Genomic DNA, 12,024 nt, shown 5'->3' on the forward strand with positions numbered 1-12,024 from the left:
TCCGCGCCCACTGCGCCTCGCTCAGTTCATATCGTTTAGCCGCCATCCAAAAGGCCTCCGCCTAAGCGGAGACCTATGAATCACGCATCAAACGACCCGGGAATCCCTGAATGTCGATTGGACCTAGAGCGCGTTAGGGCGAAGTGTAGGCGGTTCGCCCGCCCGAACGCGCTCTACAGGCTTGATTTAGAGCCCTTTTCAACGGGTTTGGTGATTCCACCAAACCCTAAAGGGCTCTAGAGGCGGGCCGAATCCGGGGTGAAACTTGCGTGGGGGCCTTCGCGACCCCATAACGCGCGGATGTCCACTCAAGCGCCGTCCAAGCGCCTCTTCATCAAGACCTACGGCTGTCAGATGAACGTCTATGACAGCGAGCGCATGGCCGACGTCCTTGCGCCGCTGGGCTATGGCGTGACCGACAGCCCCGAGGACGCCGATCTCGTCGTCCTCAACACCTGCCATATCCGCGAGAAGGCCACCGAGAAGGTCTATTCCGAACTCGGCCAGATCAAGCTGATGAAGCAGGCGCGCGCCCAGGCCGGCGCGCAGATGACCATCGCCGTCGCCGGCTGCGTGGCCCAGGCCGAGGGCGAGCAGATCATGCAGCGCCAGCCGGCCGTCGACCTGGTGGTCGGGCCCCAGGCCTATCACCAGCTTCCCGAGCTGATCGCTCGCGCCCACCGCGCCCGCGGCGAGCGCCTGGCCGCCGACTTCGCCGCCGAGGAGAAGTTCGACGCCCTGCCGGTGGAGCGCAATCCGGCCGGGGTCACCGCCTTCCTCACCGTGCAGGAGGGCTGCGACAAGTTCTGCACCTTCTGCGTGGTGCCCTATACCCGCGGCGGCGAGTGGTCGCGCCCGGTGCAGACCATCCTGGCCGAGGCCCGCGACCTGGCGGCCAAGGGCGTGCGCGAAGTCACCCTGCTGGGCCAGAACGTCAACGCCTATGACGGTCCTGGCGGGTTGGCCGGACTGGCGCGCGAACTGGCCAGGATCGAAGGCCTCGACCGCATCCGCTACACCACCAGCCACCCGGCCGACATGGACGAGGCGCTGATCGAGGCCCATGCCGAGCTGCCCCAGCTCATGCCCTACCTGCACCTGCCGGTGCAGTCGGGGTCGGACAAGATCCTGCGGGCCATGAACCGCGCGCACACCGCCGAGAGCTATCTGCGGCTGATCGAGAAGATCCGCGTCGCGCGGCCCGACATCGCCATGTCCGGCGACTTCATCGTCGGCTTCCCGGGCGAGCGCGACGCCGACTTCGAGGCGACGCTGGAGCTGGTCCGCCAGGTCGGCTACGCCGCCGCCTTCACCTTCAAATATTCGCGCCGCCCCGGCACGCCTGCCGCCGCCCTGCCGGGCCAGGTGGCCGAGGAGGTCAAGGACGAGCGCCTGGCCCGCCTCAACGCCCTGATCGACGATCAGCAGCGCGCCTTCAACGCCGCCCAGGTGGGCAAGGTGCTCCCGGTGCTGTTCGAAAAGCCCGGCCGCCATCGCGGCCAGCTCTCGGGCCGCAGCCCCTATCTCCAGGCGGTGCACTGCGAGGGGCCGGATCGTCTGATCGGCCAGATCGTTCCTGTGCGGATCGATGTCGCCAACAAGATGAGCCTGGCCGGCGTGCTGCAGATGGAACCCGCGTGAGCCGTCCCGAATACATCCCGCTCTCTGACGCGGCGGCCCGCGCCGTCGCCGGCCCGGCCAGCCGCCACGCGGCCCTGATCGAAGACGCCTTCAACGTCCTGATCGAAACGCCCGGCGGCGGCGTCTCGGTCGATGGCGACGCCAAGTCGCGCGCCGGCGCCAAGCAGGCGGTGAGCGCCGTCGCGGCCATGGCCGATTCCGGGCGCGAGGTCACCGAGGCCGACGTGCGGGTGGCGATCGGCAATGCGCGGTCGGGAACCGGCAAGTCGCCGGCCGGCGGCCTGCCCACCGGCCGCCGGGGCCAGGTGTCTCCGCGCACGCCGGGCCAGGCGCGCTATCTCGACGCCCTGAGCCGCTGCGACCTGGTCTTCGGGCTCGGCCCGGCCGGCACCGGCAAGACCTTTCTGGCCGTCGCCCACGGCGCGGGCCTGCTGCTGCGCGGCGAGGTGGAGCGCCTGATCGTTTCGCGCCCTGCCGTCGAGGCTGGCGAGCGGCTCGGCTTCCTGCCCGGCGACATGAACGAGAAGGTCGACCCCTACATGGCGCCGGTCTGGGAGGCCCTGACCGACATCCTGGGCGTCGAACAGTTCCGCCGCCGCCGCGAGAAGGGCGAGATCGAGGTCGCTCCCATCGCCTTCCTGCGCGGCCGCACCCTCAGCCACGCCTTCATCATCGTCGACGAGGCCCAGAACACCACGCGCTTGCAGATGAAGATGGTGCTGACCCGCATCGGCGAAGGCTCGCGCATGGCCGTCACCGGCGACCCCAGCCAGATCGACCTGGTCAACGCCGCCGATTCCGGCCTCGCCCATGCGGTCGGCCTGCTGGAAGGCGTGCAGGGGGTCGGCGTCAACCGCTTCTCGGTCGAGGACGTGGTGCGTCATCCCATGGTCGAGCGCATCGTCCGCGCCTACGATGCGGATGCGGCCAAGAACGGACGGGCGGTTTGATCGACATCGAGATCGAGGACGAGGCGTGGTTCGCCGCCGCGTCGAACGTCGAGGACCTGGTCGAGGACGCCGCCGTCGCCGCTCTGAACGAGATCGACTTCGGCGGCGGCGCCGTGACCCTCCTGCTGACCGACGACGACAGCGTGCGCGACCTCAACGCCCGTTTTCGTGGCAAGGATTACGCGACCAACGTCCTCTCCTTCCCGGCGCCGCCGAACCCGGAGAGCCTGCTGGGCGACATCGCCCTGGCCTATGGCGTCTGCGCCCGCGAGGCGGTGGAGCAAGGCAAGCCGCTGTCGCATCATCTGCAGCATCTGGTGATCCACGGCGTCCTGCATCTCGTGGGCTATGACCACGAGACCGACGCCGAGGCCGAGCAGATGGAAGGTCTCGAACGCGTCATCCTGGCCGGACTGGGGGTTCCGAACCCTTATGAGACCTGACCATTTTCCGCCGACGCGTCTATGGGCTAGAAAATGATCGAGCTTAACGATCACAGGTTGGCGGCGGCTCATTCTGAGCCGGCGCGGCGCCTGACAAGGGGATCATGACCAACTCTCCCGACGGGATATCCAGTCCGCCCGAGTCCGCCCGGCGCAGCCGCGGGCTTCGGGCGTTCTTCCGCAGACTTCGCCGCTCCGGCGGCGCCGAGGCCGCCGCGCCGCAGGACGCCGTCCCCGCAGGCGGGCGCCTGGTGGAACAGGCGGCCGCCTTCCAGACGCTCCGGGTGTCGGACGTGATGACCCCGCGGGTCGACATCGTCGCGGTGGAGCTCGCGACCCCCTTCTCCGAGGTCGTCGACCGGTTCGCCGAGTCCGAGCACAGCCGGATGCCGATCTATCACGAGACGCTGGACGACCCGGTGGGCGTCATCCACGTCAAGGACGTCTTCAAGCTGCTGGCCGGCCGCGGCCGGCGGCCCGGCCCGTCGGACCTCATTCTCCAGAAGCTGCGCCGCGACGCGCTCTATGTGCCCGGCTCCATGCGCGCGGCCGACCTGCTGCTGCGCATGCAGGCGACGCGCACCCACATGGCCATGGTGATCGACGAATTCGGCGGCACCGACGGTCTGGTCACCATGGAAGACCTGGTCGAGGCGGTGGTCGGCGAGATCGACGACGAGCATGACGAGGCCGCCGTGGCCAGCGTCATTCCCCGAGCCGGCGGGGTCTACGAGGTCGATGCGCGCGCGCCGCTGGAAAAGCTGGAGGCCGCCATCGGCCAGGACCTGGCGCCTGGCGAACTGGACGAGGAGATCGACACCGTCGGCGGCCTGGTCTCGGCCCTGGCCGGCCGCGTGCCCCAGCGCGGCGAGGTCATCGCCCATCCCGGCGGCTACGAGATCCAGGTGCTGGATTCCGACGCGCGCCGTGTGAAGCGTGTCCGCTTCTCTCCCGCCCGGCCCGAGCCCGTGCAAGAGGCCTGACCTGAAAGCGCCCTCGCCCTGGCTGCTCCGCTTGACGGCGCTCGCCGCCGGCCTGGCGGTGGGGCTCGCCCACCCGCCGTTCGGCCTGCTGCCCGGCCTGCTTGGTTATGGCGCGATACTGTGGGCGCTCGACGCCCCCGGTTCCCGACCGCTGCGCTCGGCCTTCTTCCGCGGCTGGCTGGCTGGGGTCGGCTATTTCGCCATCGGCGTCTGGTGGATCACCGAAGCCTTCCTGGTCGATGCGGCCGCCCACGGCTGGATGGCGCCCTTCGCGCTCCTGTTCATGGCCGGCGGCCTGGCGCTCTTCTGGGGATTGGCGGCCCTGGCCTATCGGGCGGCCGCGGTCCGCGGCGCCTGGCGCGTGCTGGTGTTCGCCGGTTGCCTCGCCGCCGCCGAATGGACGCGCGGCCACGTGTTCACCGGCTTTCCCTGGAACCTGCCGGGCGAGTCCTGGCGCGCGGGCGGTGCGGTTTCGCAGGCCGCCTCGGTGGTCGGCCCCTACGGCCTCTCATGGATCACCATCGCGCTCGGCGCTTCCGCGGCCGCCTTGCTGGGCCCGCGTCCCTGGCGGCGGCGCCTGGCCGCGCCGGGCGTGGCGCTCGTGGCCTTGCTGGCCCTCACCGCCTTCGGCGCGGTCCGTCTTTCCCAGCCGCCGCCGGAGGACCCGGCCGCGCCCCTGGTCCGCATCGTCCAGGCCGACATCGACCAGAAGGACAAGTGGAAGCCGGAGAACCTCGACGCGATCATCGACGCCTATGTCTCGCTGTCGCGTTCGGCGCCCGGCGCCCCGGCGCCGGCCGTCGTCGTCTGGCCCGAAGGCGCCCTGCCGGCGGTGATCGACGACCTGCTGGCCCCCGGCAGTCCCTATGCCTCCCGCATCGCCGCTGCGCTGGCGCCCGGCCAGACTCTGCTGATGGGCGCCAACCGCGCCGGCTTCGGCGCGGCCGGAGGGGTCGACTATTTCAACAGCCTGGTGGCCCTGCGCCGCGGCGTGGTCGGGCTGGAGGCGACCGGCGTCTACGACAAGCACCGCCTGGTGCCGTTCGGGGAATTCCTGCCGTTTGGAGACCTGGCCACCCGGCTGGGCGTCCGCAGCCTGGTCCACATGCCCGAGGACTTCACCGCCGGCGCCGCGCCGCGTCCCATCACGCCGGCTGGCCTGCCCTCTCTTCAGCCCTTGATCTGCTACGAAGCCCTGTTCCCACGCTTCGCCGAGGCGGCCTGGAAGGATGGGCGCCCGAAGTGGCTGCTCAACGTCTCCAACGACGCCTGGTTCGGCGCCACCAGCGGCCCCTGGCAGCATCTCAACATCGCCAGCTACCGCGCCATCGAGACCGGCCTGCCGATCATCCGCGCCACCCCCACCGGCGTCTCGGCGGTGATCGACTCGCTCGGCCGGCCCCAGGCCACGCTTGGCCTGGGGGAGACAGGGATCATCGACGCAAGACTGCCCGCCGCCCTGGGTCGCACGGCCTATGGCCGCTTCGGCGAAACCGGCTTCGCCATCATGTTGCTCGTTTCTCTCGCCATCATCGGGCTTCAGAAATTGGATCGGTCGGAAAAGCGCGATTGACGGGTGGGTCAGGGTCTTGACGCGTCAGTGCAGGCGCGTTGCAAGGTGAGCCATGGCGAAGGATATCGAAACCGCCCCCAACCCTATCGACATCCATGTCGGGCTGCGGATTCGCCTGCGTCGCAAGGAGCTCGGCGTCAGCCAGGAAAAGCTGGCCGAGGCGATCGGCCTGACCTTCCAGCAGGTGCAGAAGTACGAACGCGCCGCCAACCGCGTCTCGGCCTCCAAGCTCTACGAGATGGCCCGCGCGCTGGAGACCTCCACGGGCTATTTCTTCGAAGGCTTGGCCGACACCGCCACGCCGGGGACTGGCGCGGCGCCGGGCGGCCAGGCGCACATGCAGGCCTTCCTGCTCACGCCGGAGGGCGTCGAACTGGCCAGCGCCTTTCCCAAGATCAATCCGCCTCGTGTCCGCCGCCGCATCCTCGACCTGGTGCGCGCCATGACCGAGGAAAACCCCGCTACTGACTAGGTTCTTGCGTCCTGGCGCCGCTTCGTTCGCCAACGCCGCATCGTCACGCCGCTTGCGGGATATAAAGATTTCTTTATAGGTTTCCCGCGACGTCGAAACGGGGCCGCGCAGTCATGCGTCGGCCTGCCCGATTACCGGAGCTACCTCTTGAGCCGTTCCTCCTACATCTTCACCAGCGAAAGCGTGTCCGAAGGCCATCCGGACAAGGTCGCCGACCGGATTTCCGACACGGTGGTCGATGCGTTCCTGTCGGTGGAGCCCGAGGCCCGGGTTGCCTGCGAAACCCTGGTCACCACCAACCGCATCGTCCTGGCCGGCGAAGTGCGCGCCGGCAAGCCGGGCGCCACGAAGGCCGAGAACAAGGCCCTGACCAAGGAAATCCTCGCCGGCCTTGAGCCCAAGGTCCGCGCCGCGGTGAAGGACATCGGCTACGCCCAGAAGGGCTTCCACTGGGAGAAGGCCAAGTTCGCCAACTTCCTGCACGCTCAGTCGGCCGACATCGCGGTCGGCGTCGACTCGACCGAGCGCAAGGAAGAGGGCGCGGGCGACCAGGGCATCATGTTCGGCTACGCCTGCGACGAGACCCCCTCGCTGATGCCGGCAACCCTGCAGTTCTCGCACGACATCCTGCGCAAGCTGGCCGAGGTGCGCCACTCGGGCGAGTGCGAGTTCCTGGAGCCTGACGCCAAGAGCCAGGTGACCGTGCTCTATCAGGACGGCCGCCCGGTCGAGATCCTGAAGATCGTCGTCTCGACCCAGCACAAGAAGAAGATCGGCGACCAGGCCGCCAACTCCAAGCGCATCGCCGCGGCGATCAAGCCCTATGTCGAGAGCGTCATTCCGGCCGGCCTGATCACCCGCAAGACCAAGTGGCACGTCAATCCGACCGGCCGCTTCCTGATCGGCGGCCCGGACGGCGACGCCGGCCTCACCGGCCGCAAGATCATCGTCGACACCTATGGCGGCGCGGCCCCGCACGGCGGCGGCGCGTTCTCCGGCAAGGACCCGACCAAGGTCGACCGTTCGGCCGCCTACGCTTGCCGCTACTTGGCCAAGAACGTCGTGGCCTCCGGCCTGGCGCGCAAGTGCACCATCCAGATCAGCTACGCCATCGGCGTCTCCGATCCGCTGAGCTTCTATGTCGACCTGCACGGCACCGGCCAGGTCGATCCGGCCAAGCTGGAACAGGCCCTGCCGCAGATGATCGGCGGCGCGACCCCGCGCGCGATCCGCGAGCATCTGGGCCTCAATCGCGCGATCTACGCCCGCACCGCCGCCTACGGCCACTTCGGCCGCACGCCCGACAACGAGGGCGGCTTCTCCTGGGAAAAGACCGACCTGGTCGACCAGTTGAAGGGCCTGGCCTGATCCTCAGCCTTTTCGGATCGTCGAAGGCCGTCGCGCGCTCGCGCGGCGGCCTTTGTCGTTGTAGAGGCCGCTGATGGAAGACGCCGCCCACCCCCTGCTTCGCTCCTACGGCCGCATCAAGTCGCGCCCGATCAAGCCGCGCCAGGCCGCGCTGGTCGAAGAGCTGCTGCCCTCGCTGCGCCCGCCGGAGGGGCCGTTCGATCCCCGCGCCCTGATGGCCGGCGCGCAAGACGCGTGGCTCGAGATCGGTTTCGGCGGCGGCGAGCACATGGCCGCCCAGGCCGCCCGTGCGCCGCAGACCCTGATCGTCGGTTGCGAGCCGTTCCTCAACGGCGTGGCCAGCGCCGTGCGCCATGTCGCCGAGCAGGGCCTCAAGAACGTCCGCATCCACGACGGCGATGCGCGCGAGCTGGTCGCCCGCCTGCCGGACGCCTGCCTGGACAGGGTGTTCGTGCTGTTCCCCGACCCCTGGCCCAAGGCGCGCCATCACAAGCGCCGGATCATCCAGGCGGACATGGCGGCCGAGCTGGCCCGCGTGCTGAAGCCGGGCGGGCGGCTGCGTTTCGCCACCGACGTGGCGGGCTATGCGGACTGGGCGCTGGAGAAGATCCTCGCCTCGCCGCATTTCGACTGGCCGGCGCAGCGGGCCGACGACTGGCGCGTGGCTCCAGCCGACCACATCACCACGCGCTATGAGGAAAAGCGCCTGGGCGACTGCGAGCCGGTCTTCTTCGACTTCATCAGAAGGTAGATGGAAGGCCGCCGTCAGAACCTGCCGATGGCGGCCCTCTTTCGTCAGGCTCCGGGCTGGCCCTTGCCGGCGGCGATGGCGCGCTCGATACCCTGGCGGATCAGTTCGCCGGTCTCTTCCGGATCGGCCCAGCGGACGATCTCGACGCTCTTGCCCTTCTCCAGGTCCTTGTAATGCTTGAAGAAGTGGGCGACCTGCTCGGTCAGGATCGCCGGCAGGCTGCGCCAGGATTCCACGCCCGTATAGAACGGGTGCAGCTTGTCGACCGGCACCGCCAGGACCTTCTCGTCCCCGCCGGCCTCGTCGACCATCATCAGGGTGCCGATCGGCCGCACGCGGATCACCGCGCCGGGCACCACCGGAGTCGGGCCGACCACCAGCACGTCCATCGGGTCGCCATCGTCCGACAGGGTGTGCGGGATGAAGCCGTAGTTGCCCGGATAGTACATGGCGGTGTGGAGGAAGCGGTCGACCATGATCGCCCCGCTCTCCTTGTCCAGCTCGTACTTCACCGGCTCGCCGCCTTGCGGGATCTCGATGATGGCGTTGATGTCGTAGGGCGGGTTCACGCCGGTGGGAATCTTGGAGATGTCCATAGGGAGGAAGGACCTTGCAGACACAGAAGTTGAGGGCGCCGTCTGTGGACCATTCCCGGCCCGCGGGAAAGGGGCGGCGAGCCTGGGAGGGGCGGAAAACGCCAAATCGGGCTGGAAAAAAGCACGCCCCGGCCAAGGGGCTGACAAGACCAGCGCGGCGCGCTATATAGGAGCCACATCGTCCGTTAGCGCCAGATAGCGCCTACGAGCGGCAGGCTTCGGCCCGGCCGCTTTTTTGTTGCCGGAGAGCAGCCAAGCTTATGCGAGGCAAGACCGCTGAAGACCGTCGGCTCCTGGAGCTCCTCGACCCCGTCGCGGAGGCGACAGGCTATGAGATCGTGCGCCTGCGGCTGATGGGCGGCGAGGCGGGCCGCCGGCTGCAGGTCATGGCCGAGACGCCGGACGGCGAGATGGTGGTCGAAGACTGCGCCCGCCTGTCGCGCGCCATTTCCGAGGTCATGGACGCCGCCGACCCGATCGCCGGCGAGTATACGCTGGAGGTCTCGTCCCCCGGCGTCGACCGGCCGCTGACCCGGCTGAAGGACTTCGCCAACTACGAGGGCCACGAGGCGCGGGTCGAGCTCGACCGCGTCGCCGAGGGCCGCAAGCGCTTCCGCGGCGTGCTGGCCGGCGTCGAGGACGACGCGGTCGGCATCGACCTGGAGGGCGAGGACTCCACCGCCATGATCCCCTTCTCGTGGATCGTGGACGCCAAGCTGATCCTGACCGACGCGCTGATGAAGCGCGGCGCCGAAGAACGCGCCGCCCGCATCGACGCCGAGGCCGACCAAGACATCCCCGAGTAGCAAGGACGCGAACCGATGAGCCTGACCGGCATTTCCGCCAACCGGCTTGAGCTGTTGCAGATCGCCGAGGCCGTGGCCCGCGAGAAGTCGATCGACAAGGAGGTCGTCATCGAGGCGATCGAGGAAGCGATCCAGAAGGGCGCCCGCGCCCGCTACGGCGCCGAGCACGACATCCGCGTGCGCATCGATCCGAAGACCGGCGAAACCACCGTCAAGCGCGTCGTCACCGTCATCGACGACGACGCCTCGTTCGAGACCGAGGATGGGGTCGACGAGGAGCCGGTCGGCGTGCGCCGCCTCTCCGAGGCCCTGCGCAGCGATAAGGAAGCCTTCGTCGGCAAGGTCTACGAGGAAATCCTGCCGCCGTTCGAGCTGGGCCGCGTCCAGACCCAGATGGCGCGCCAGGTGGTGACCGGCAAGGTCCGCGAGGCTGAGCGCGAGCGTCAGTACGAAGAGTTCAAGGACCGGGTCGGCGAGGTCGTCAACGGCGTGGTCAAGCGCGTCGAGTACGGCAACACCGTCGTCGACCTGGGCCGCGGCGAGGGCATCATGCGCCGCGACCAGTCGATCCCGCGCGAGAACTTCAACATCGGCGACCGCATCCGCTGCTACATCTACGACGTCCGCCGCGAGACCAAGGGCCCGCAGATCCTGCTCAGCCGCGCCCACGGCGGCTTCATGGCCAAGCTGTTCGCCCAGGAAGTGCCGGAAGTCTATGACGGCGTGATCGAGATCCGCGCCGTCGCCCGCGACCCGGGCTCGCGCGCCAAGATGGCCGTCGTCTCCAACGATTCCTCGATCGACCCGGTCGGCGCCTGCGTCGGCATGCGCGGCAGCCGCGTCCAGGCGGTGGTGGCCGAGCTGCAGGGCGAGAAGATCGACATCATCCAGTGGAGCCAGGACGAGGCGACCTTCATCGTCAACGCCCTGGCTCCGGCGGAAGTCTCCAAGGTGGTGATGGACGAGGAGGACGAGCGCGTCGAGGTCGTGGTGCCCGACGAACAGCTCTCCCTGGCCATCGGCCGCCGCGGCCAGAACGTCCGGCTCGCCTCGCAGCTCACCGGCTGGCAGATCGACATCATGACCGAGAGCCAGGAGAGCGAGCGCCGCCAGCGCGAGTTCACCGAGCGCACGGCCCTGTTCCAGGAGGCCCTGGACGTCGACGAGGTCATCGCCCAGCTCCTGGTCACGGAAGGCTTCGCCTCGGTCGAGGACGTGGCCTATGTCGACGCCTCGGAGATCGCGGCCATCGAAGGCTTCGACGACGACACCGCCGAGGAGATCCAGACCCGCGCCCGCGAATACCTGGACAAGGAAGCGGCCGAATACGACGCCAAGCGCAAGGCCCTGGGCGTCGAGGACGGTCTGCTCGAGATCGAGGGCGTGACCCTGCCGATGGCGGTGGCCCTGGGCGAAGGCGACGTGAAGAGCGTCGAGGACCTGGCCGGCCTGATCCCCGACGACCTGCGCGGCTGGTTCGAAACCCGCGACGGCGAGCGCGTGCGCGAGCCGGGCGTGCTCGACAGCTTCAACCTCGACGCCGCCGAGGCCGAGGCCCTGATCATGCGCGCCCGTATCGCCATGGGTTGGGTCGAGGCGCCGGAGCCTGAGCCCGAGCCGATGGATGAGGACTTCGCCGAGGGCGAGTTCGAAGCCGACGTCGAGGGTGAAGCCGAAGAGACCCCGGAGGCCTGAGGACCTTAGTGACCGCCCCCGCCGACATCGCGATCCAGGGCCCCGCGCCCAGGACGCTCGCGCAGGCCGCGCGGGAGCGGCGCGACATCGTCTCCGGCCAGGTGATGGACGAGGCGGCGCTGGTCCGTTTCGTCGCTGGCCCGGACGGGGCGGTGGTCCCCGACCTGGCGCGCAAGCTGCCGGGCCGCGGCATGTGGGTGGCGGCGGACCGCGCTTCGGTCGCGGCGGCGGCGAAGAAAGGCCTTTTCGCGCGCTCGGCCAAGGCGAAGCTCTCGGCCTCGCCCGACCTGCCGGACCAGGTGGAGGCCCTGCTGCGCCGGCGGGTGTTGGACGGCCTCGGCCTTGCGAAACGCGCCGGCGACCTTATCTCGGGATTCGAGAAGGTCGCCGCCGCGCTGAGCGCCGGCAAGGCGGCTTGGCTGATCGAAGCGGCGGACGGCGCCGCCGACGGTCGCCGCAAGATTTCGAATGTGGCCCGCAAGTCACCCAATCCGCCGCAGGTCCTCGGACTTTTCACGGCGGAGGAATTGGGTTTGGCCTTAGGGGGCGAGAATGTGATACACACCGCCTTCCTTGCGGGGCGCGGCGCCGGTCGCTGGACTGAGGATGTCCGGAAACTGGCAGGCTTCAGCCCGCTCCTTCCCGAGAGTTGGCGCGAGGAAAAGCCTTCCCAGGCGGGCGGAACCTAAGCGGGTTTCGCGCGCCTAGAGCTATTGGAATGTCCGTGGTCGGGACCGTCCCGGCCG

12 protein-coding genes are annotated in these 12,024 nt (G+C 69.1%); 11 read left to right on the forward strand and 1 reads right to left on the reverse strand.

Translation table 11 applies throughout. The features are described 5' to 3' along the window. Positions 1-300 precede the first annotated feature (300 nt). The 8 genes from miaB to trmB all read left to right on the forward strand — a co-directional run bounded on the left by miaB (position 301) and on the right by trmB (position 8,181). Entirely contained in the window at positions 301-1,641 is a 1,341-nt protein-coding gene (miaB, locus tag ACE3TL_RS14725) for a tRNA (N6-isopentenyl adenosine(37)-C2)-methylthiotransferase MiaB (protein WP_374579432.1), read from the forward strand. Continuing rightward, positions 1,638-2,591 carry a PhoH family protein gene (locus ACE3TL_RS14730; RefSeq protein WP_374579433.1) on the forward strand — a complete coding sequence of 318 codons (954 nt, stop codon included), beginning with the start codon at positions 1,638-1,640 and terminating at the stop codon, positions 2,589-2,591. Before miaB ends, ACE3TL_RS14730 begins: the two co-directional genes overlap by 4 nt. Continuing rightward, positions 2,588-3,034, forward strand: a complete 447-nt coding sequence (gene ybeY / locus ACE3TL_RS14735; RefSeq protein WP_374579434.1) for an rRNA maturation RNase YbeY — start codon at positions 2,588-2,590, stop codon at positions 3,032-3,034. Before ACE3TL_RS14730 ends, ybeY begins: the two co-directional genes overlap by 4 nt. Before the next feature lie 104 nt (positions 3,035-3,138). Further along, positions 3,139-4,017, forward strand: coding sequence for a hemolysin family protein (locus ACE3TL_RS14740; protein WP_374579435.1), 879 nt, complete (start codon positions 3,139-3,141; stop codon positions 4,015-4,017). 1 nt (position 4,018) lies between these two features. After that, positions 4,019-5,590, forward strand: a complete 1,572-nt coding sequence (gene lnt / locus ACE3TL_RS14745; protein ID WP_374579443.1) for an apolipoprotein N-acyltransferase — start codon at positions 4,019-4,021, stop codon at positions 5,588-5,590. Positions 5,591-5,642: 52 nt separating this feature from the next. Next, on the forward strand, positions 5,643-6,062 hold the full coding sequence (locus ACE3TL_RS14750; protein ID WP_374579436.1) for a helix-turn-helix domain-containing protein: 420 nt from the start codon (positions 5,643-5,645) through the stop codon (positions 6,060-6,062). 147 nt (positions 6,063-6,209) lie between these two features. Then, complete coding sequence (gene metK, locus ACE3TL_RS14755) at positions 6,210-7,430, forward strand: methionine adenosyltransferase (RefSeq protein ID WP_374579437.1); 1,221 nt, start codon at positions 6,210-6,212, stop codon at positions 7,428-7,430. A 73-nt stretch (positions 7,431-7,503) separates the two neighbouring features. Continuing rightward, a complete protein-coding gene (gene trmB, locus ACE3TL_RS14760; protein WP_374579438.1) occupies positions 7,504-8,181 on the forward strand; it encodes a tRNA (guanosine(46)-N7)-methyltransferase TrmB in 678 nt (225 codons plus the stop codon). 44 nt (positions 8,182-8,225) lie between these two features. Here trmB and ppa read toward each other — a convergent pair whose 3' ends face one another. Beyond that, a complete protein-coding gene (ppa, locus tag ACE3TL_RS14765; protein WP_374579439.1) occupies positions 8,226-8,777 on the reverse strand; it encodes an inorganic diphosphatase in 552 nt (183 codons plus the stop codon). A 260-nt stretch (positions 8,778-9,037) separates the two neighbouring features. On the opposite strand from ppa, the gene rimP reads away from it, so the two are divergent. From rimP to ACE3TL_RS14780, 3 genes are read left to right on the forward strand one after another with little or no spacing between them, the layout of a single operon-like run. Beyond that, positions 9,038-9,583, forward strand: coding sequence for a ribosome maturation factor RimP (gene rimP, locus ACE3TL_RS14770; RefSeq protein ID WP_374579440.1), 546 nt, complete (start codon positions 9,038-9,040; stop codon positions 9,581-9,583). Positions 9,584-9,598: 15 nt separating this feature from the next. Further along, positions 9,599-11,278: a transcription termination factor NusA gene (gene nusA, locus ACE3TL_RS14775; protein ID WP_374579441.1), complete on the forward strand. Its 1,680-nt coding sequence runs from the start codon at positions 9,599-9,601 to the stop codon at positions 11,276-11,278. A gap of 8 nt (positions 11,279-11,286) precedes the next feature. Continuing rightward, positions 11,287-11,967: an RNA-binding protein gene (locus tag ACE3TL_RS14780; protein WP_374579442.1), complete on the forward strand. Its 681-nt coding sequence runs from the start codon at positions 11,287-11,289 to the stop codon at positions 11,965-11,967. Positions 11,968-12,024: the final 57 nt, after the last annotated feature.

The organism is Phenylobacterium sp. (genome assembly GCF_041920015.1).
Taxonomy (GTDB): domain Bacteria; phylum Pseudomonadota; class Alphaproteobacteria; order Caulobacterales; family Caulobacteraceae; genus Phenylobacterium.